This window comes from Amycolatopsis japonica, from assembly GCF_000732925.1.
Lineage (GTDB): Bacteria > Actinomycetota > Actinomycetes > Mycobacteriales > Pseudonocardiaceae > Amycolatopsis > Amycolatopsis japonica.
In genome coordinates this window covers 5,614,089-5,634,265 of sequence record NZ_CP008953.1, presented here as the reverse complement: position 1 = coordinate 5,634,265, position 20,177 = coordinate 5,614,089, and the positions used below count along the sequence as shown (strand labels likewise).

Annotated in this window: 22 protein-coding genes; 12 read left to right on the top strand and 10 right to left on the bottom strand. The window is 68.9% G+C overall.

Annotated features, from left to right (window positions below):
- Positions 1-202: 202 nt before the first annotated feature.
- The 4 genes from AJAP_RS25935 to AJAP_RS25920 all read left to right on the top strand — a co-directional run bounded on the left by AJAP_RS25935 (position 203) and on the right by AJAP_RS25920 (position 3,816).
- Positions 203-754 (top strand): sigma-70 family RNA polymerase sigma factor, encoded by a 552-nt coding sequence (locus tag AJAP_RS25935; protein WP_034317190.1) that lies wholly within the window; start codon positions 203-205, stop codon positions 752-754.
- Positions 751-1,506: an anti-sigma factor family protein gene (locus AJAP_RS25930; protein ID WP_038515970.1), complete on the top strand. Its 756-nt coding sequence runs from the start codon at positions 751-753 to the stop codon at positions 1,504-1,506. The genes AJAP_RS25935 and AJAP_RS25930 overlap by 4 nt, the downstream gene beginning before the upstream one ends.
- 387 nt (positions 1,507-1,893) lie before the next feature.
- Positions 1,894-3,051 carry a DUF1996 domain-containing protein gene (locus AJAP_RS25925; protein WP_038515967.1) on the top strand — a complete coding sequence of 386 codons (1,158 nt, stop codon included), beginning with the start codon at positions 1,894-1,896 and terminating at the stop codon, positions 3,049-3,051.
- 207 nt (positions 3,052-3,258) lie between these two features.
- On the top strand, positions 3,259-3,816 hold the full coding sequence (locus tag AJAP_RS25920; RefSeq protein ID WP_038515964.1) for a sugar O-acetyltransferase: 558 nt from the start codon (positions 3,259-3,261) through the stop codon (positions 3,814-3,816).
- Here AJAP_RS25920 and AJAP_RS25915 read toward each other — a convergent pair.
- Positions 3,813-4,280: an Lrp/AsnC family transcriptional regulator gene (locus AJAP_RS25915; RefSeq protein WP_037343615.1), complete on the bottom strand. Its 468-nt coding sequence runs from the start codon at positions 4,278-4,280 to the stop codon at positions 3,813-3,815. The two genes, AJAP_RS25920 and AJAP_RS25915, sit on opposite strands and share 4 nt — an antisense overlap.
- Before the next feature lie 103 nt (positions 4,281-4,383).
- Between AJAP_RS25915 and AJAP_RS25910 the strand changes: the two genes are divergently transcribed.
- A complete protein-coding gene (locus AJAP_RS25910) occupies positions 4,384-4,860 on the top strand; it encodes a DUF2000 domain-containing protein (RefSeq protein WP_038515961.1) in 477 nt (158 codons plus the stop codon).
- Position 4,861: 1 nt separating this feature from the next.
- Here AJAP_RS25910 and AJAP_RS25905 read toward each other — a convergent pair whose 3' ends face one another.
- From AJAP_RS25905 to AJAP_RS25885, 5 genes are read right to left on the bottom strand one after another with little or no spacing between them, the layout of a single operon-like run.
- Complete coding sequence (locus tag AJAP_RS25905) at positions 4,862-5,653, bottom strand: alpha/beta fold hydrolase (protein ID WP_038515959.1); 792 nt, start codon at positions 5,651-5,653, stop codon at positions 4,862-4,864.
- Between the two features lie 31 nt (positions 5,654-5,684).
- Positions 5,685-6,731, bottom strand: coding sequence for an NAD(P)H-dependent flavin oxidoreductase (locus AJAP_RS25900; protein ID WP_038515957.1), 1,047 nt, complete (start codon positions 6,729-6,731; stop codon positions 5,685-5,687).
- Positions 6,728-7,453 (bottom strand): CoA-transferase subunit beta, encoded by a 726-nt coding sequence (locus AJAP_RS25895; RefSeq protein WP_038515954.1) that lies wholly within the window; start codon positions 7,451-7,453, stop codon positions 6,728-6,730. The genes AJAP_RS25900 and AJAP_RS25895 overlap by 4 nt, the downstream gene beginning before the upstream one ends.
- Positions 7,450-8,310: a CoA transferase subunit A gene (locus tag AJAP_RS25890; RefSeq protein ID WP_037343623.1), complete on the bottom strand. Its 861-nt coding sequence runs from the start codon at positions 8,308-8,310 to the stop codon at positions 7,450-7,452. Before AJAP_RS25890 ends, AJAP_RS25895 begins: the two co-directional genes overlap by 4 nt.
- Positions 8,310-9,059 carry an enoyl-CoA hydratase family protein gene (locus AJAP_RS25885; RefSeq protein ID WP_038515951.1) on the bottom strand — a complete coding sequence of 250 codons (750 nt, stop codon included), beginning with the start codon at positions 9,057-9,059 and terminating at the stop codon, positions 8,310-8,312. Before AJAP_RS25885 ends, AJAP_RS25890 begins: the two co-directional genes overlap by 1 nt.
- Before the next feature lie 92 nt (positions 9,060-9,151).
- On the opposite strand from AJAP_RS25885, the gene AJAP_RS25880 reads away from it, so the two are divergent.
- The gene (locus AJAP_RS25880) at positions 9,152-9,949 is read left to right on the top strand and encodes an SDR family oxidoreductase (protein WP_038515948.1); all 798 of its coding nucleotides are present in this window, start codon (positions 9,152-9,154) and stop codon (positions 9,947-9,949) included.
- Positions 9,946-10,860: an SDR family oxidoreductase gene (locus tag AJAP_RS25875; protein ID WP_038515946.1), complete on the top strand. Its 915-nt coding sequence runs from the start codon at positions 9,946-9,948 to the stop codon at positions 10,858-10,860. The genes AJAP_RS25880 and AJAP_RS25875 overlap by 4 nt, the downstream gene beginning before the upstream one ends.
- 95 nt (positions 10,861-10,955) lie before the next feature.
- On the opposite strand, the gene AJAP_RS25870 is transcribed toward AJAP_RS25875, so the two are convergent.
- Complete coding sequence (locus AJAP_RS25870; protein ID WP_148311571.1) at positions 10,956-11,831, bottom strand: GNAT family N-acetyltransferase; 876 nt, start codon at positions 11,829-11,831, stop codon at positions 10,956-10,958.
- Between the two features lie 55 nt (positions 11,832-11,886).
- Between AJAP_RS25870 and AJAP_RS25865 the strand changes: the two genes are divergently transcribed.
- Entirely contained in the window at positions 11,887-12,741 is an 855-nt protein-coding gene (locus tag AJAP_RS25865; RefSeq protein ID WP_407639380.1) for an SCO6745 family protein, read from the top strand.
- 40 nt (positions 12,742-12,781) lie between these two features.
- Entirely contained in the window at positions 12,782-13,267 is a 486-nt protein-coding gene (locus AJAP_RS25860; RefSeq protein ID WP_038515937.1) for a pyridoxamine 5'-phosphate oxidase family protein, read from the top strand.
- Here the strand turns inward: AJAP_RS25860 and AJAP_RS25855 are convergent.
- The gene (locus AJAP_RS25855; RefSeq protein ID WP_038515935.1) at positions 13,264-14,427 is read right to left on the bottom strand and encodes a steroid 3-ketoacyl-CoA thiolase; all 1,164 of its coding nucleotides are present in this window, start codon (positions 14,425-14,427) and stop codon (positions 13,264-13,266) included. The genes AJAP_RS25860 and AJAP_RS25855 overlap by 4 nt on opposite strands.
- A 243-nt stretch (positions 14,428-14,670) precedes the next feature.
- On the opposite strand from AJAP_RS25855, the gene AJAP_RS25850 reads away from it, so the two are divergent.
- From AJAP_RS25850 to AJAP_RS25840, 3 genes are all read left to right on the top strand, one after another.
- A complete protein-coding gene (locus AJAP_RS25850) occupies positions 14,671-15,897 on the top strand; it encodes a cytochrome P450 (RefSeq protein WP_038515933.1) in 1,227 nt (408 codons plus the stop codon).
- Positions 15,898-15,933: 36 nt separating this feature from the next.
- On the top strand, positions 15,934-16,722 hold the full coding sequence (locus AJAP_RS25845; protein WP_038515929.1) for a transglutaminase-like domain-containing protein: 789 nt from the start codon (positions 15,934-15,936) through the stop codon (positions 16,720-16,722).
- Between the two features lie 223 nt (positions 16,723-16,945).
- Positions 16,946-17,968 carry a YhjD/YihY/BrkB family envelope integrity protein gene (locus AJAP_RS25840; protein WP_038515926.1) on the top strand — a complete coding sequence of 341 codons (1,023 nt, stop codon included), beginning with the start codon at positions 16,946-16,948 and terminating at the stop codon, positions 17,966-17,968.
- On the opposite strand, the gene AJAP_RS25835 is transcribed toward AJAP_RS25840, so the two are convergent.
- Positions 17,965-19,125, bottom strand: coding sequence for a thiolase domain-containing protein (locus AJAP_RS25835; RefSeq protein ID WP_038515922.1), 1,161 nt, complete (start codon positions 19,123-19,125; stop codon positions 17,965-17,967). The genes AJAP_RS25840 and AJAP_RS25835 overlap by 4 nt on opposite strands.
- Entirely contained in the window at positions 19,122-20,177 is a 1,056-nt protein-coding gene (locus AJAP_RS25830) for a thiolase domain-containing protein (RefSeq protein WP_038523877.1), read from the bottom strand. The genes AJAP_RS25835 and AJAP_RS25830 overlap by 4 nt, the downstream gene beginning before the upstream one ends.

Here is a 20,177-nt window from a genome sequence, read left to right as displayed (position 1 = left end):
TCCACTGTGGACATTCAAGAGGGACATCCATGATCCACAGTGGATTCGGCGGTGCGGGGGACAACGCCGGGTCGGGGGTCTTCGGTAGGGGATACGGTCACGGGGAGGGAACGGTTCAAAAAACTTTCCCTCGTGCGATGAACCGGGCCGGAACGGTTTTGGTACTGGACTTATCGCCCCTGATCCCACAAAGATGTGCCGCGTGGGACGCCACTCTCGGATACTGCAGCCAATTGTCGATCATGAACCCGCGTCGAACGGGCATGACGACCTCATCAGGGCGTTGTACCAGGAGTTCGGATCGAGCCTGATGGCGTTCGTGCTGAAGCTGACCGGTCACGATCGCCAGTGGGCCGAGGACGTGGTCCAGGAGACGCTCATCAAGGCGTGGCGCAACGCCGGCAAACTCGACCGGCAGCCGGAAATGCTGCGTGCGTGGCTGTTCACCGTGGCCAGGCGCATCGTCATCGACGGCTGGCGGAGCCGGAGTGCCCGCCCTCAAGAGGTGGAGGAACTGGAGTCGGATTCGATCGGAGTGCCGGACGAATCGGAGAAGACGCTCGCGGCCATGATCGTTTACGAGGCCCTGCGCAATCTTTCCCCGGAACAACGTGAAGCCGTCCAGCAGACCTACCTGCGTGACCGCACCGTGAACGAGGTCGCGGCGACGCTGGGGGTTCCGCCGGGTACGGTGAAATCGCGGATCCACCACGCTGTGCGCGCGCTGCGCAGGGCGCTGCAGGAGCGGGGGTGAGCGAGGTGTCCGGAGCCGTCCACACGGATATCGCCGCCTACGTGCTGGGCGTCCTCGGCGAGGAGGATCACGCCAGGTTCGAGGCGCATCTGCTGGAGTGCCCCGAATGTCAGGTCGAGCTGGTGGAGATGTACCACCTGCCCGACATCCTGGACATGGTCAAGAAGAGCTGGCCGGATCCGCCCGTGAAGGGCCCTGGCCCCCGGGTGCTGCGGATGCTGCTCGCGGACGCCGCCAAGGCGGGCCGCCGGCGCAAGGTCGTCCGGCTGGCGACGGCGGCCGCCGTGCTCGTGCTCGTCGTCGGCGGACCGCTCACGGTTCTTTCGCTCACCGATCGTGAGCCGGTCGTCACGCAGGCCGCGCCTTCCGTCGTGACCTCGGTGGTGCCGTCCCCGTTGTCGTCACGGGAACGCGAGGCGGGCCCGGACGGCGGCGCCGCCCCGTTCGGCTGGTCCGAGGCGGGCAACGCCGTCGCCGCCGAGGTCACGGTGCAGGAGAAGGAGTGGGGCAGTGCGGTCGAGCTCGAACTGCGCGGCCTCATCGGGCCGATGACCTGCCAGCTTTTCGCCTACTCCCACGGCGGAGAGGCGTACGTCGTCAACAACTGGAGCGTGCCGTCCAAGGGGTACGGCGTGCCGGGTTCCCCGGATCCCCTCGTCATCACCGGTTCGACGGCGTTGCAGAAGGCCGACATCGAACGGTTCGAGGTGCACAAGCGGGACGGCACCGTGCTGGCCGTCGTGCGCCGGTAAGCCACGAGCCGTCCGCCTGGACACGCGTGTCGTCCGTCTGATCACGTGTGTCGTCCCTGCAGTCACGCGAAACCGCCCGGCCCCCGGCATCACCGACACGACGCGAAGGGGCCCATCGCCGCATCAGACGCAGCGAGAGTCCCCTTCAGTCCAGCTGACGACCACGAGACCTTTGCCCGGTTCTCAATATAACGGAAAGATAACGGCCGGATCGCGTTTTGAACCGGATCCACAGGGGAGCCGTATCTCCAGATAGCCGGATCTGAATCGGCGGGCGAACAGAAGGGTTCGCCGCGAATGCGGCTATTTCCCGTATTCGACGAATGCGTGGCTCATGCCCGGGCGCGAGTGATCGGCGTGCCCGGAAACGAATGAGGTGAGCAGCCAATGGCACGAAATCAAGGGCGCCATCGTATCGCCCGCAGGACCAAGATCGCGACCGCGTTGCTGGGCCTGTCGATCGCGGTCGGCGGGCTGGTGGTGTCCACCACGACCGGCGACCCCGAGCGCGCTTCCGCGGACGAGGTGGACAAGTCGCAGTTCGTGGACATCACGAAGGTGCGGCCGAACGTCGAGGAGCCGCGGCCGGGCCGGAACGCGTCCACGGGTTCGTTCACCGTCGACTGCGGCAGGAACGAGAACGGGCATTTCAATCCCGACAACTTCATCGCGCAGCCGGGAATCCGCAACGGTGCCCAGCATCTGCACGATTACGTCGGAAACCTGTCCACGAACGCGGATTCGGACAACGACAGTCTGCTGGGCGCCGGTACCACCTGCGCGAACGGCGACGAATCCGCGTACTTCTGGCCGGTGGTGCGGATCGACACCGAGGAAGAAGCCGGACAGCGGCAGAACCGCGACGGCGACCGGAATCGACGGCGGGACCAGGACAACCAGAACCAGGACAACCAGAATCAGAACAACCAGAATCAGAACAACCAGAACCAGGACAACGAGCAGGAGCAGGCTCAGCTCGAAGAACCGAACGCGGACAACGAACTCGCCGGCAACGACGGTGACATCCAGCGTCCCGCGGTCGTCGACATCACCTTCAAGGGCAACGCCCGCGAGAAGGTGAAGGAGATGCCGAAGTTCCTCCGGATCCTTTACGGTGACGCGAAAGTCACCACGAACGGCCCCGCCAACGCGCGGGAGAGCTGGACGTGCACCGGCTTCGAGAACAGGCTCATCAAGCAGTACCCGATCTGTCCCGAGGGCAGCGACGTCAAACGGGTGCACACGTTCCCGAGCTGTCTGGACGGGAACAACATCGACAGCGAAAACCACCGGGACCACATCAAGTACCCGGACGAGAACGGCGAATGCGCCAACGGCCTCACCGCCGTCCCGGAGCTCACCATCTCGCTGACCTACGAGATCCCGCGACAAGTCCAAGTCAACGGACAGTACAAAGTGGACTCGTTCCCCGAGGAGGACCACAACCCCTTCTCCGACCACGACGATTTCGCGAACGTGATGCCGGGCCGGGTCATGGACCGACTCGTCGACTGCGTCAACGAAGGCCGCAAGTGCCGCGAATGACGCCCTGAAGCGGAAGCAGGATCCTGCGAAGAGAAAGGAAGAAACTCCGGCCCGGCGGGTCCCCCCTACACCTCACCCACCCGCCGGGCCGGCCCTACCCGGAAACCGATCGACACAACTGAAGAACGCTCCGCAAGCATTCACCCAGCCCTGCCGGCGGCTTCCCGAGGGAAGTCGCCGGCAGGGTCTTTTCGGTAGGTTGGCCGCATGGGTGAACAGAAGGACCGCATGCTGCGCGGCGAGCTGTACCGGGACAACGACCCCGAACTGGTCGCGGATCGCAGGCGCGCGCAGGCACTCGTCGACCGGTTCAACGGCACCGGCGCCGAGGAGACCGGTGAGCGGGACACGATTCTGCGTGAACTGCTGGGAAAGCTCGGCGAGGGTTCCTGGATCATGCCGCGGTTCCAAAGCGACTACGGCTACCTGATCGAGATCGGCGCCAACAGTTTCCTCAACTACGACGCCATCCTGCTCGACTGCGCGCCGATCAAGATCGGCTCGGACTGCTCGATCGGCCCGCGCTGCCAGCTGCTGACCGCGCTGCACCCCATGGAGGACCACGAACTGCGGCGGCAGCGCTGGGAATCGGCCGCGCCGATCACCATCGGGAACAACGCCTGGTTCGGCGGCGGGGTCATCGTGTGCGCCGGGGTCACCATCGGGGACGACGTGGTGGTGGGCGCGGGCAGTGTCGTCACGCGTGACCTGCCGTCGAAGGTGTTCGCCGCGGGCAATCCGGCCCGCGTCATCCGGGAGCTCTAGCGGTCGACCGGCGTGATCTTGGTGCGCCTGCTGTGCTCGAACACCATCGAGGTGCGCACGTCGGCCACTTCGGGGCGTTCGGTCAGTTTGTCGATCACGAAGGCGTAGAGGGCGTCGTTGTCGGGCACCGCGACATGCAGGATGAAGTCCTCGGTCCCGGTGGTGACGTAGAGCCCGACGAGGTCGGGCAGCGCGTTGACCCAGTTCCGGAAGCCCTCGATGTTCCGCCGCGAGGGCGGGCGCACCCGCACCGCGATGAGCGCCTGCACCCCGCGGCCGATCGAAGGCAGGTCCACGTCCAGCAGCGCGCCGCGGATCACGCCGCGTTCTCGCAGCCCGCGCGTGCGGTCCAGCGCCGTCGTCGGTGAAACGCCCACCGCGGCGGCGACCTCACGGTTGGTCTTCCGTGCGTCCGACTGCAGTTGTGCCAGGATCGCCTTATCAAGTTCGTCCAACTGCGCCATCGCGGCCCTCTCGCCGTATTAAGTACGAACACGGTGGACTGTACTCGTACGTCCTCCTAGCTTGGCCTTGTTCATCCGTTGAAGTGAGCAGGAGATCAGCTGAATGTCCGAGCACGGTACGGCCATCGGATTCGCCCCCGAGGAGATCGACTTCACCGCGTCCACCCGGTCGGCCCGGCTGAAGTGGGTGATCGTGGTCAACAGCGAGCTGCCGCCCGGCCGCGCGGTCAACGCGGCGGTCTGCACCGCCGTCGCCACCGCGCGGGGCGTCACCGGGCTCCTCGGCGACGAAGCGGTCGACGCCGGCGGCGAGCACTACACGGGGTTGCCCTGGATCGGCTGCTCGATCCTGTCGGCCGACGCCGGGAAGCTGCGGGCCATTCGCGCCAAGGCCGCGGCCTCGCCGGGCTGCCACGTCGCCGACATGCCCGCCGTCGCCCAGCAAATCCGGGTCTACACCGACTTCCTCGCGACGATGAAGGAGATCCCGACCGAGGAGATGGACTACTGCGCGATCGGCATCGTCGGCCCGCGCAACCGGATCGACAAGCTGGTCGGGAAGCTGCCGCTGATGCCGTGACTCAGCCTTCGAGCAGACCCCGCAACGCTTCGGTGAACTGGGCGGGGTTCCGCTGCGGCGCCAGATGCGCGCCGGGTACCTCCGTGAACGGCAACCCCAGCTCCAGCGCGAGAACCTTCGCGGGCTGGTAGTGGTAGTGCCCGCGGCTGCCGACCCCAGCGACGGGGACGATCTCGGTCCTGCTCCGGCGCAGGGCCCGCAGATCGGGAAGATAGTCGAGGATCTCGGCCAGCTCGCGGCCGAACAGCCGCTTCCAGTCCTCCTCGTTCGGCAGCCGGATCGCGCGCAGTTCGGGCAGCGCGGCACCGGCGATCCCGTCGGTGAACCGCTTGAACGCCCCCATCAGGTCACCGGCTTGGGCGAGCCGGACCTGCGCGTTGGCCTCGTCCAGCCAGCCGAGCGCGTCGGGCAGCAGCTGGATGGCGGGCGGTTCGTGCGCGATCAGCATCGTCGCGGCGTCCGGGTAGCGGGCGACGAGGTCGAGGCCGATCATGGCGCCCGCGCTGGTCCCGAACACGCTCGCGGAGCCGCCGCCGACGTGCTGGAGCACCGCGTGGGCGTCGTCTGCCTGCTTCGGCACGCTGACCGGGCCGGTGCTGGTGTCCGTGCTGCGGAAGTGGCCGCGCCGGTCGTAGGTGACGACGGTGTAGTCGTCCGCGAGCAGTTTCGTCATCGCCCGGAAGGTGTCCGCCGAGCCCAGCCCGCCCGCGATCAGGAGCAGAAGCGGCCCTTCGCCGGTGCTGCGGACGTACAGCTCACCGTCCTCGACCGGACAACGACTCTCCGAGATCATGGCCGAAGTCAAGCACAGCGCGCCCGGCCGCTCACTCCGAGGCCAGCCGCCGCAGGATGCCGGTCGCGTCGGCGACGATCTTCTCGATCAGGTCGCCGACCGCGGGCAGATCGCCGAGCAGGCCGACGACCTGCCCGGACGCCAGCACACCGGCGCTCCGGTCGCCCTCGACCAGGCCGGCGCGCAGCAACATCGGCGTGTTGGCGGCCATCAGGACCTGGGACCACGTCCGGTCGCCGCCGCGTTTCATCCGCAGCCCTTCGGTGGCCAGCGAACGCCACGACAGCCCGGTCAGCCTCCGGAACTTCGCGGCGTTGCGGGCGGCACGGGCGAGCCCGCTCACCGGTCCGGCGGATTCGAGCGCGTCGACCAGTTCCGTTCGGAGCACGCGATGCGGCATGCCGTCCACCTTGCGGGTGACGACCGTGCCGTTGAGGTCACGGGCGAGGTACGCCTGTTTGATCTCGTCGGGGACGGTGCTTTCCCTCGTCAGGAGGAACCGGGTGCCCATGGCGACCCCAGCCGCCCCGTAGGCGAGCGCGGCGGCCAGCCCCCGCCCGTCGAAGAAGCCACCCGCCGCGACCACCGGGATGTCGACCGCGTCCAGTACCGAGGGCAGCAGCAGTGTCGTCGCGACCCCGCCGGTGTGCCCGCCGCCCTCGCCGCCCTGCACGATGACGGCGTCGGCACCCCAGCCCGCGACCTTCTCCGCGTGCCTGGCCGCGCCGACCGAAGGGACGACGAGGACGCCGTTGTCCTTGAGCCGCGCGATCATGTCCTTCTTCGGTGCGAGCGCGAAGGACGCGACGCGGACTTCCTCGGTGATGAGCAGCTCGACCCGGCGCGCGGCGTCGTCGGCGTCCGCGCGGAGGTTGACCCCGAACGGCTCCGACGTGCGGCTCTTGACCTCCTTGATCGCGGCCGCCAGCTCGTCGTAGGTCATGGTGGCGGACGCGAGGATGCCGAGGCCGCCCGCTTCCGCCGTCGCGGACACCAGCCGCGGCCCGGCGACCCAGCCCATCCCGGTCTGCACGATCGGGTGCTTGATGCCCGCCAGCTCGGTCAGCGCCGTTTTCATGACGGAACTTCCTTGTCCCGCAAGGACTTCGGGTCCAGGCTGGTCCGGATCAGGAGCAGTTCCGACTCGGTCGGCAGCCGGGTCTCGGTGACGCCGCCGGTGCTCAGCGGGAACGACGTCGCCTCGACGACCTCGTCCACGGAAACCCCTGGGTGTACGGAAAGCAGCCGTGGCGCGTGGTCTTCGCCGCCGAAGTCCAGGACTCCGAGGTTGGTGACGACCCGATGGACGTCGTGATGCCGCAAACCGGCTTCGCGCGCCCTGGCGTAACCGACGCCGGACACGACGTCGACCTGATCGACGAAAACCCGCTTGCCGTGCCTGGGAACCCAGTAGCTCGTGCGGTGGTTGGCCGTGTTGCCCGGCCCGCCGCGTACGCCGAGAAGTTGTTTCTTGGGTTGGGAATGGTCGCCGATCGCCGAGATGTTCTGGTTGCCCTCGCCGTCGATCTGGTTGGCGCCCATCACCACGTGCCGCTTTCCGCGCGGCACCACGGTGTCGAGGACCTTGCGGAACGGCTGCCAGCCTTCGACGACGGCGTCCGGCGTCATCAGGTACGCCTCGCCGTCGGACAGCAGGAGGTCTGGCTCGAACGTCAGCCTGGCCAGCCGCGCGCCCAGCGACGGGATGAACCCCATGGGGCTCACCACGATTTCGCCGTCTCCGCGGAATAATTCGGCACAGGCCACGACGGCCACTTCGGCACGGCTGATGTCACTCACGCGGACTCCCCGAACTCGGCGACGGCCTTCTGATAGTGCGCTTCGTCCCCGGACAGGAACCTGTCGACGAATTCCGGCCACGCGTCGAGGTCCTTGGCCGATGCGGCGTAGTGGCGCTGAAAACGTTCGTCGCGGCCGTAGTCCGGGACGGCGGTGGTGAAATGCGCGCCGTTCGGCGTTTCGGCCACCCCGGTGACGAGCATCCGGCTCAGCAGCAGGCTCTGCACCGGGCCCGCTTCGGTGAGCTCGGCCGTCTCGACGATCTTTTCCGTGGACACGTAACACTTGTCGGCGGCGAGGGCGAACAGTTCGTCGAAGTACGGATCCGGACCGAGGTACTGCGCGTTGCCCCGGGCGTCGGCGCGGTTGAGGTGGACGAACGCCGCGTCGAGCTTGAGCGCGGGCACGGCCAGCAGCTCTTCGGCGTCGTCGTACGGCGAACGGACGGTGCGCAGCGACGGGTTCAGGTCCATGACGCCGGAGCCGAGGCCCGCCCGCGTCGGCAGGAACGGAAGTCGTTGCGCGGCAGCGGAAAGACCGGTTCCGAAGACGCCTTCGTCGTATTCCGTGACGGTGATCGATCCGGATTCCCGCGCCCGCGAGAACCACGGGTCGTAGGGGATCGTGTCGAGCGTGACGAAGCCGAAGACGAGATGCTTGAGCTTGCCCGCCGACGCCAGCAACCCGACGTCCGGACCGCCGTAGGAGACCACGGTGAGATCCTTGACCGGCGAGCGCAGGATCGCGCGCACCAGCGCCATCGGCTTGCGCCGCGAGCCCCAGCCGCCGATCCCGATCGTCATGCCGTCCTCGAGTTCGGCGACGATCTCGTCCGGCGTCATCCGCTTGTCGGCCATCACTTCCCCTTACCGTCCAAGAATTCCTGGCGCGCGCCGTCCGAAACGCCCGCCAGGTTGAGTTCGAAGGTGAATCCCTGCTCGAAGCGGTAGCTGCGGTGCACGGGCTGGACGTCGATGCCGTTGATGGCCTGTTTCGCGGCGCGGATCACGCGAGTGTCCTTCGCCGCGATCTGCCGTGCGACGACGAGCGCGGTTTCGTCGAGTTCCTCCCGCGGGACGACGGCGTACACCGAACCGTGGTGGTGCAACTGGGCCGCGGTGATCGTGGAAGCCGTGTAGTACAGGGCCCGCATCAGATGCTGGGGGACCAGCCGCGCGAGATGGGTCGCCGCGCCCAGCGCGCCGCGATCGACCTCGGGCAACCCGAAAGTGGCGTCGTCACTGGCGACCACGACGTCCGCGTTGCCGACCAGGCCGACCCCGCCGCCGAGGCAGAAACCCTGTACCGCGGCGATCACCGGGACCGCGCAGTCGTACACCGCGGAGAACGCCGCCGCGCAGCCCTCGTTGGCGCCGATCAGCGCGCGGTAGCCCGGATCGCGCTGGATCTCCTTGATGTCGACCCCCGCGTTGAACCCGCGGCCTTCCGCGCGCAGCACCACCACGTGGGTCGCGGGGTCGCGCCCGGCGTCGGTGACGGCGGAGGCGAGGGCGAACCATCCCTTCACGCTCAGCGCGTTCACCGGGGGCGCGTCGACCGTGACCACGGCGATGCCGGGCTCCGGTGAGTGGGTGGAAACGGTCATCGGGCACCCTTCTCCGCTACCAAACCTAGCACTTGCTTGGTACGTTAGCAGGACGTCCGGCCCGGGTACAGCGACCGTGAAGGAGGCCCGGCATGGCACTCGAACTCCGGCTCGATGGCGCCGTGGTGCTGGTGACCGGTGGGGTCCGCGGCGTCGGCGCCGGTGTCACCAGGACTTTCCTGCGCGCCGGCGCCGAAGTCGTCACCTGCGCCCGCACCGAACCCGAGCGGCCGGTGTGCGCCGGGGAGAAGGCGTCGACCTTCATCTCCTGCGACGTCCGGGACGCGGGCGAGGTCGACGCGCTCATCGAGGAGATCGTCCGGCGCCACGGCAGGATCGACGTGGTGGTCAACAACGCGGGCGGCGCGCCGTACGCCGAGGCGGCGCACGCGTCGCCGCGGTTCCACGAGAAGATCGTCGCGCTGAACCTGCTGGCGCCGCTGGCCGTCGCGCGTGCGGCGAACGCCGTCATGCAGGAGCAGGAAAGCGGCGGCGTCATCGTGAACATCAGCAGCGTCAGCGCGACGAGACCGTCGCCGGGGACGGCGTCCTACGGCGCGGCGAAAGCGGGCTTGGACAACCTGACCGCGTCGCTCGCCGTCGAGTGGGCGCCGAAGGTGCGGGTCAACGGGCTCGACGTCGGCATGGTGCGGACGGAGCACTCGCATCTGCACTACGGCGACGAGGCGGGCATCGAGGCCGTGGGCGCGACCGTCCCGTTAGGACGGTTGGCGGATCCGGACGAGATCGGTTCCTGTGCGGTCTTCCTGGCGTCCCCGCTGGCCTCCTATGTCAGCGGAGCCTGCCTCACCGTCCATGGCGGGGGAGAGGTGCCTGCCTTCCTCGCCGCTTCCAATTCCCTGGTGAAAGAACGAAAGGAGCCGGTGTGAGCGGGATCGCCGACGGCCGGATCGTGGTGGTGACCGGAGCCGGTCGCGGTATCGGACGGGCGCACGCGCTCGCGTTCGCCGCCGAGGGCGCGCGGGTGGTGGTGAACGACCTCGGCGCCGGGATCGACGGAAGCGGCGGATCGGCCGGGCCCGCGCAGGACGTCGTCGACGAGATCGAGGCGCTCGGCGGCAAAGCGGTGGCGAACACCGACGACATCGCTTCCTGGGACGGCGCCGCGGCGCTGGTGCGGACGGCCGTCGAGACCTTCGGCGGGCTGGACGTCCTGGTCAACAACGCGGGTTTCCTGCGCGACCGGATGCTGGTCAACCTCGGCGAGGACGAATGGGACGCCGTCATCCGCGTCCACCTGAAGGGGCATTTCGCGCCGACGCGGCACGCCGCCGAATATTGGCGAGCCGAGGCGAAAGCGGGCCGGACCCGGGTGGCGCGGGTGATCAACACCAGCTCCGGGGCCGGCCTGCTCGGCAGCGTCGGACAGGGGAACTACGCGGCCGCGAAGTCCGGCATCCTGGGTCTCACGCTGGTCGCGGCGACCGAATTCGCGCGCTACGGCGTCACCGTGAACGCGATCGCGCCGGCCGCCCGCACCCGGATGACCGAAGTCGCCTTCGCCGACGACATGGCCGCCCCGGACGACGGTTTCGACGCCATGGCACCGGAAAACGTGTCGCCGCTGGTGGTGTGGCTCGGCAGCGAGGAGTCGTCCGCGGTCACCGGCCGGGTGTTCGAGGTCGACGGCGGACGCGTCTCGATCGCGCAGGGCTGGCGGCACGGCGCGGTGCGGGACAAGGGTTCCCGGTGGTCGCCGGGTGAACTCGGTCCCGTCGTGGCGGAACTTCTGGCGGACGCTCCCGTGCCTGAACCCGTTTACGGCACCGCACTCACGTGATCGAAGCCGGAACTCGCGTGATCAGCGGCGGAACACTCGAGTTCGGCTTCCCATCACGCGAGTCACGTCTCTGATCACGCGAGTCACGCCTTCGCTCACGAGGCGTTTCGCGTCAGGTCCCGGGTCTCGGGCCACGGCCGGAACCCGCCCGATTTGTAGGTCGTCACGGCGCCGACGTTGGAACTGGGCGTGTTCACGGCCGCGCTCGACGAGCCGAGCTCCTGGAGCGCGGCGGCCGCGGCGACGGTGATCGCCCGGCCGTATCCGTGACCGCGCTGGTCGCGGTGCACGCCCATCGGTTCGAGCAAGCCTGGCCTGCCGGGACCGGCCGACCACACGGCCACCGCCGCGACGGCGTCACCTCGGTCGTCGAAGCCGAGCAGGCACCGGGCATCGGCGTACGGCGCCGCGGCCGCCATCGTCCGCCACGTTTCGGCGGTGAACGTCGATCCGCCGAACGCCGCCCCGATCACGTCGGCCCACGCGGCCGCCAGGTCGGGTCCGACCGTCTCGATCCGCAGGTCGGGGGCCTTCACCGGCTCAGTGAGGTCGAGGCTCAGCGGCGTCCATGGCTCTTCCTCGTCGACGTGCCAGCCGTGTCCGGGCAGCACGTCCTGGAGCAACGCGTCCATCGGCGCCTCGACGGAGACCTGCCCGGCCGGCAGGACACCACGCTCGGGCGCCGCCACATCCTCGGCCACACGCTGCGCCAGTTCCTCGTCCCGGCGGACGTCCGGCGCGGTCGTGAGCCGCAGGAGGTCGGCCCCGTCGAGAAACCCGACAGCGAGGATCCGGCCGTCCCGGCGCCAGATCCGGACCGCCTCGGCCGCCGCGGCCGCGCCTTTACGCCAGTACCAGCCGAGGTCACCGGGATGCAATTGCCAAGCCACGCCTTCGGATTGCCACTCGCGCAGCGCCTCGACGGCCTCGTTCAGTCCGTCGGGTCCCGGCTTCTCCAAGCTGATCACCATCTCGTGATCACACACCATGTCGCGAAGCGCCGCATCCGGTTTTCGGCCAGGCAAGATGGGGGGAGTGAAGTCACTTCAGCGCCGTCTCTGGGAAGCGGTCGAGCCGCTGCACGCCGTCGTCTACTTCGCCCCGGAGACCGCGGCCGCGGCCAAGGCGGCGGGACTGCCGGGCTGGTGGATGGGCTACTTCGCCGGCCGGGTCGCCCCGCTCGGGCCGCTGCCGGAACCACCCGCGACCGCGATGCTCTTCGGGTTCGCGCCGAGGATGGTGGCGCGATCCCTGCCCGACGCGTGGAAATACGCCGAACCGGAGGTCGTCCTCCAGAGCCGGTTGGAGGCCGTCGAGGAAGCCTTGAACCGGATCCTTCCCGCCGACGCGCCTCTCGGGGAACTCGCCGATCTGCTCGAACAGGCCGTCACCGGCTGCGATTACGCGGCCAGGCCGCTCGCCGCCGCCTGGTCCTCGGTCGCCAGGCCCGCGACGACGACGGGCCGGGTCTGGCTCGCGGCGACGGTGCTGCGCGAGCATCGCGGGGACGGTCACGTGCTCTCCGCCGTCACCGCCGGGCTGCGCGGGCTCGACACGACACTGACCCACATCGGCAGCGGGGCGGTGACCCGCGAGGTCATCCAGATCAACCGCGGCTGGTCCGACGAGGAGTGGGACGCGAGTGTCGCGCGGCTGTCCGAACGGGGAATCCTCGACGGCGATCTCCAGCTCACCGGCCCGGGAATCGAGCTGCGCCAACGGATCGAGGACGTGACCGATCGACTCGCCGCCGGCCCGCTCGACGCCTTGGGGGAGGACGGGGTGGCCGAGCTGGTGCGGATCGCCGTCCCGCTGAGCCGCCGGATCTTCGACACCGGCGCGATCCCGCTGCCGAACCCGATGGGGGCGCCGCGGCCCTGACCGCTCGAAACTGTCGGACCCCGGTGGGACGCTGGTGCGCATGGCGACGTGGCAGCAGTTCAGTGAAGAGGCACCCGCGCTGGCGGAGAAGATCAAGGAACGGTTCACCGCGGTGAAGTCGCATGTGCTGGCGACGGTCCGGCGGGACGGTTCGCCCCGGGTCAGTGGCAGTGAGGTCGATTTCCGTGAGCAGGACCTGCTGATCGGTTCGATGATCGGCGCGATGAAGGCGAAGGATCTGCAGCACGACGGCAGGTTCGCGATCCACGCCGCCTCGGCGATCGACGAGGGCGGCGCGGACGCGAAGGTGTCGGGAAAGGCCGTCGAGATCACCGATCCGGCGGAGGTCGCCCGCCTGCAGGGTGACGACGGAGAGGCGCACGTCTTCCGGCTCGACCTCACCGAGGCGGTGCTGACCTGGGTCGAGGGCAACACCATCTATTTCGACTTCTGGAAGGAGGGTCAGGGGCTCAAAAGGCTCGCGAGGCCGGACAACGGTCCGGTGGTCGAGGTCGCCTCGAACTAGATCCGTTCGATGATCGTGCCGGTGGAAAGCGCGCCGCCGGCGCACATCGTCACCAGCGCGGTGCTCGCGTCGCGGCGTTCCAGTTCGTGCAACGCCGTGGTCAGCAGGCGGGCGCCGGTGCTGCCGACGGGATGCCCGAGCGCGATCGCGCCACCGTTCACGTTGACCTTGGCCTCGTCGGGCCGGTGTACCCGCTGCCACGACAACACGACCGAAGCGAACGCCTCGTTGACTTCGAAGAGGTCGAGGTCGCCGATCGTCATCCCCGCCTTGGCGAGGACGCGTTCGGTCGCCTGCACGGGGCCGTCGAGGTGGTAGTACGGCTCCGCGCCGACCAAAGCCTGCGAGACGATCCGCGCTCGCGGCTTGAGGCCCAGTGCCTTGGCCCGGTCCGAGTCCATCAGGAGGAGCGCGGCCGCGCCGTCGGAGATCTGCGACGACGTCCCGGCCGTGTGCACGCCGCCTTCGAGGACGGGCTTGAGCTTGGAGAGGCCTTCGACGGTCGTGTCGCGAAGCCCTTGGTCGCGCGACACCAGCCGGGTCTCGCCGGTCGGCGTGCCGTCCTCGCCGAGCACGGGTGCCTTCACCGCGACGACCTCGCGGTCGAAACGCCCCGCGGCCCACGCGGCGGCGGCCTTGGCCTGCGACTCGGTCCCGAACCGGTCGACGTCGAGACGGGTGATCCCGCGGCGTTCCGCGATCCGCTCGGCCGCGCCGTACTGGTTCGGCATGTCGATCGACCACGACTGGGGCCGCGGCGTGCCGATGCCCTCGCCGCGGTTCGCGCCCAGCGGGACCCGGCTCATCGCCTCGACACCGCACGAGACGCCGGCGTCGATCGCGCCCACCGCGATGAGCCCGGCGATCAGATGCGTCGCCTGCTGCGCCGAGCCGCACTGGGCGTCGATGGTCGTCGCGCCCGTGGTCTCCGGGAGCCCGGCGTGCAGCCACGCCGTGCGCGTGACGTTGCCCGCCTGCTCGCCCGCCTGGGTCACGGCACCGCCGATCGCCTGCTCGACCAGCGCTGGATCCACGCCCGCGCGTTCGAGCAGGGCGCGCTGCGCCGCGCCGAGGATCTCGGCGGCGTGCAGCCCCGCCAGGTGCCCCCTGCGCTTGCCGATAGGGGTGCGGACCGCCTCGACGATCACCGGACTACCCACGTTCGCCTCCTGGGAAACACTGTTCACTACCGAGAAAAGTAGAACACGTTCTTGATTTGGGCAAGCGATCCCAGGGTCGGCCGGATTTTGATCACTGGTCGCCGTTCCCGCTTCTTGTAGGGATCGCAAGATCCGCGCAGGTCGAGTAAACGGGTTTCACTGAAACTCTTCACTTGGTAAACGCCGTATGCTTCAATCGGGTCTAGAACGTGTTTCATTGGCGAACCGCGTAGGAGGTAGCCCGTGGCCGCTCCCCTGATCCCCGCCGGTTTCGATTTCACCGATCCGGATCTGTACGCCACCAGACTGCCTCTGGAGGAGTTCGCCGAACTCCGCCGCACGGCACCGGTCTGGTGGAACCCTCAGCCGCACAACACCGCGGGCTTCCGCGATGACGGCTACTGGGTGGTCAGCCGGCTCGATGACGTCAAGGCGGTGTCGAGGGACAGCGAGCTGTTCTCCTCGCGGGAGAAGACCGCGATCATCCGGTTCGACGAGAACATGACCGACGACAGCCTCGAAGCCAACCGCCTGGTCCTGCTCAACATGGACGCCCCGCAGCACACGAAGCTGCGACGGATCGTGTCGAAGGGCTTCACGCCGAGGTCGATCGCGAAGCTCGAGGACACCCTGCGCGATCGCGCGGAGCGGATCGTCAGCGAGGCCAAGAAGAAGGGCTCCGGCGATTTCGTCGTCGACGTCGCGTGCGAACTTCCCTTGCAGGCCATCGCCGAACTGATCGGCATCCCGCAGGAAGACCGCCTGAAGATCTTCGACTGGTCGAACCAGATGGTCTCCTATGACGACCCCGAGTACGAGGTAGAACCGCTCGCCGCGTCGGCGGAGATCGTCGGCTACGCCTGGAACATGGCCGAAGAACGCCGAAAATGCCCGATGGACGACATCGTCACGAAGCTGGTGCAGGCCGACGTCGACGGCGAATCGCTGGCGTCGGACGAGTTCGGCTTCTTCGTCATCCTCCTCGCCGTCGCCGGCAACGAGACCACGCGTAACGCGATCACGCACGGGATGAAGGCGTTCCTCGATCACCCCGATCAGTGGGAGCTGTACAAGAAGGAGCGCCCGAAGACCGCGCCGGACGAGATCGTCCGCTGGGCCACCCCGGTGGTCGCCTTCCAGCGCACCGCGACCCGGGACACCGAACTCGGCGGGCAGCACATCCGCAAGGGTGACCGGGTCGGGATGTTCTACAGCTCCGCGAACTTCGACCCGGACCACTTCGAGCAGCCGGACAAGTTCGACATCCTCCGCGAGGACAACCCGCACGTCGGTTTCGGCGGCACGGGTTCGCACTACTGCATCGGCGCCAACCTCGCGCGGCTGGAGATCGACCTGATCTTCAACGCCATCGCCGACGTCATGCCGGACATCGCCGAGCTCGCCCCGCCCGACCGCCTCCGGTCGAGCTGGCTCAACGGGATCAAGCACTACCAGGTCCGCTACGCCTGACCGGCCGCGACCGCGCTCGTGGGGCACCATGGGGCCATGGGTCCCCACGTACAGGTCGACGTCGAAATGTCCTTCCGGGTCACGAAACCCGGCCCCGCCGCGTTCGTGATCGCGCTCGCCGGTGGGGCCGGGCAAGAGGAGTTCGCCTATCCCGCGCCGCCGCGCCAGGTGGCGTTCGAACACGGGACCCGGGCTCAGGTCGTCGATCTGCCGCCCGGTGACCACGTCGTGCGGTACCGGGCCGAACGCACGCTCGACCCGCCCGACGCCGAGCCCGTCGGCCTGGACGACGTCATCCGCTACACCAGGCCCAGCCGGTACTGCCCCTCGGACCGGATGGGCGGGCTCGCGCTGTCCCGCTTCGGCGGCCTGCCCGACGCGCGCGCCCAGGTGGAGGCGATCGTCCGGCACGTGGGCGAGCACCTGTCCTATGTGGTCGGTTCCGGTTCGCCGACCGATGACGCCGTCGACACCTACCTCGCCGGGGAAGGGGTCTGCCGCGATTACGCGCACGTCTGCATCTCGCTGTGCCGCGTGCTCGACATCCCCGCCCGGTTCGCCGCCGTCTACGCGCCCGGACTGTCCCCAATGGACTTCCACGCCGTGTTCGAAGCCGCGATCGACGGCCGCTGGTACGTGTTCGACGCCACCGGCCTCGCGCCGAGGCAGAGCCTCTGCCGGATCGCCACCGGACGGGACGCCGCCGACACCGCGTTCCTCTCCACCCTCGGCTGTGAGCTGGACTTTCTCGGCAACACCGTGCTGGCGACCGCGGGCCCGTCGCTGCCGGAGGACGACGGCTCGCGGCTGATCGCGCTCGCTTGATCGCGTGTTGCCCACGAGCCGTGACCTGCCTGAGTGTCTGTCGGTGAACCCGCATCCGCGATCGACGTCGGCAGGGCACGGCCGGGTGGTCATGTCACGATGGGTGAACGGGTGCCCTGCCACCGCGATAGCGGGGCCTTCGGCCGGGGCGGGTTCACGCGTTTGGCCGCTTTGAGGGTGAGTCTCCAGCTCCGCCAACTGGCTCTGAGGTAGACATTGGCGTGTGAGGGAGAAGAAGGCATCGACGAAATGGCAGCGGCTGCGCGCCCGCTACCGCTGGCTGGACCACGTGGCGCGGGCGGTGAACCGCTACATCGAGTACGGCGGTTACCACTACGTCGCGTCGATCACCTATTTCAGCCTGTTCTCGCTGGTGCCCATCCTCATGGTCGCGGTTTCGGTGGCGGGTTTCGTGCTGGCGAGCCAGCCACAGCTGATCGAGTCGATGCTGAACGCGATCACCGGCACCTTGCCCGGCGGCCTCGGTGACAAGGCGGGGGAGCTGCTCACCGGATTCGTCGAGCAGCGCACCAGCGTCGGGATCATCGGTCTGATCATCGGTTTGTACTCCGGCTGGAACTGGATGAACTCGCTGCGGGACGCGCTCACCGCGCTGTGGGGCCAGAACCGGTCGGATCTCCCGCTGCTGCGCACGATCGCCGCGGACCTGCTCGCGCTGCTCGGCCTCGCGAGCGCGCTGCTGCTCTCGTTCGCCATCACCATCTCCGGGTCCGCGCTCGGCCGGTATCTGCTGGGGCTGGCCGGGGTCGACGACACCGCCTGGGGCCACAACGTGCTGTCGGCGATCTCGATCCCGTTGGCGCTGCTGGCGAACTGGCTCGTGTTCCTCTGGGTGCTCACCCGGTTGCCGCGGAAACCGGTCGGGGTCCGCAGCGCGATGCGCGGCGCGGTCGCGCTGGCGCTGGGCTTCGAACTGCTGAAGCAGGCCGGTGGGATCTACCTGCGCCTGATCGGGAACTCGCCGACCGGGGTCGCGTTCGGTTCCATCATCGGTCTGATCTTCTTCATCTCGCTGGTGGCGCGGATGCTGGTGTTCGTCACGGCCTGGACGGCGACCGCGCGCGACGCCCCGCCGGACCCGGTGAAGCCCCCGCCTCCCGTGGTGGTCCGGCCGGTGGTCGCGGCACCCGACCGGCACGGGCTCAAGCCGGCGCTGGTCGGCGCGGTGACCGGGGTGGTGGCGACCTTGGCCGCGCAACGCCTCCGGCCCCGGCGTCGCTCTTAGCTCGGCTTCGCCGACCCCACCACCCACATCGAGAAGAACTGCGAACCGCCGCCGTACGCGTGCCCGAGCGCGATCCGTGCGCCGTCGACCTGGTAGTCCCCGGCCCGGCCCATCACCTGCTTGGCCGCTTCGGAGAACCGGAGCATCCCGGACGCGCCGATCGGGTTCGACGAGAGCACCCCGCCCGACGGGTTGATCGGCAGCCGTCCGCCGAGTGCGGTCTCGCCCGCCTCGGTGAGCTTCCAGCCCTGACCCTCGTCGGTGAACCCCAGGTTCTCCAGCCACATCGGCTCGAACCACGAGAACGGCACGTAGATCTCGGCGGCGTCCACTTCGGACAGTGGATCGGTGATCCCGGCGTCGCGCCACAGCGCGGCCGCGGCGTCCCGGCCCGCCTGGGGGTTGACCTGGTCGCGTCCGGCGAACGTGGTCGGCTCGGTGCGCATCGCGGTCGCGTGGATCCACGCGGCGCCACCGGGTACGGCGTCGCCCGACGCCTCGTCCCCGATCACCATCGCGCACGCGCCGTCGGAAGACGGGCACGTTTCGTCGTAGCGGATCGGATCCCACAGCATCTGCGACGCCTGCACCGACTCCACCGTGATGTCGGCCTGCCGCAGATGCGCGTACGGATTCAGCGCGCCGTTGCGGCGGTCCTTGGCCGCTACGATCGCGCCGACATGGTCGGGCGCGCCGGATCGCCGGATGTAGGACCGCACGTGCGGCGCGAAGTACCCGCCCGCCCCGGCGCCCACCGGCATCTGGAACGGCGGCAGGATCGACAGGCCCCACATCGCGTTCGACTCGGACTGTTTCTCGAAGGCCACGGTCAGCACGCGTTCGTGCACGCCCGCCTGCACCAGCGACGCCGCCACGAGCGCGGTCGATCCGCCGACCGAACCCGCGGTGTGCACGCGCAGCAACGGTTTCCCGGTCGCGCCGAGCGAGTCGGCGAGGAACAGTTCGGGCATCATCACGCCCTCGAACAGATCCGGCGCCTTGCCGAGGACGACCGCGTCGATGTCGTCCCAGCCGGTCCCCGCGTCGAGCATCGCCCGGTCGATGGCCTCCCGGAGCAGGCCGGGCATGGACACGTCGGTGCGTTTGGCCTTGTGATGCGTCTGGCCGGTTCCCAGTACGGCCGCGAGGTGCTTCACGAGAGGACCTCCAAGGTCGCGACCAGGTTCTGCTGGAGGACGGGGCCGCTGGTCGCGTGGGCGAGGGTCTTGCGCGCGGTGCCGTCGAGGACGCGGTTCGCCGCCTCGCCGATCCGCGCCAGTCCCGCCGAGAACATCGGATTGCCGGTCAGGACGCCGCCGGAGGGGTTGATCCGCACCTGGTCGCCGAGGCCGAGTGCCTCACGCAGGATCAATTCCTGATGCGTGAAGGGCGCGTGCAGTTCGGCCACTTCGACGCCGTCGAGGTCGAGCGCCCGCCCGGCGGCCGCGGTCGATGGCGACTTGGTGAGGTCCCGGACGCCGAGCGCGGGGGAGTCGACGCGGTGCTCGATCCCGGTGATGACCGCGGGGCTGTCGACGAGGTCCGCCGCCCGTTCGGCCGAGGCGAGCACGAGGACGGCGGCGCCGTCGGTGATAGGGGCGATGTCGTGGGCTCGCAACGGATCCGCGAAGTACGGGGCGTCGAGAAGCTCCGCGACCTCGACCGTTCCGGAGAGCTGCGCGGCGGGATTGCCCGCGGCGTCGGCGCGGCTGCGCGCGGCGACCTCGGCGAGATCCTTTTCCGACCACAGCCCGGATTCGAGGCCCAGCCGCGCCTGGATCCCGGCGATGCTCACCGAATCCGGCCACAACGGCGCGACGACGTAGGGATCCATCTGCAGGGTGAGCACCCGCCGCAACTGCCCGGCGGACGACTTGCCGAAGCCGTAGACCAGCGCGGTGTCGACCTCGCCCATCCGGATCTTCAGCCACGCCTCGTACAACGCCCAGGCGGCGTCCATCTCGACATGCGACTCGTGGATCGGCGGGAAGGCGCCGATCGCGTCGACCGCGGCGATGAACGAGAACGCGCGGCCGGCGAGGTAGTCCGAGGAACCCGAGCACCAGAACCCGATGTCCTCTTTGGACAGACCGGTGCGCTCGAAGACCTCGGCGAAGATCGGCACCAGCATTTCCACGCCGTTGGTGGTGCCCGGGGTGCTGCGGACGTTGGGGGCCTGCGCGAAGCCCACGACTGCTACATCTGGCAC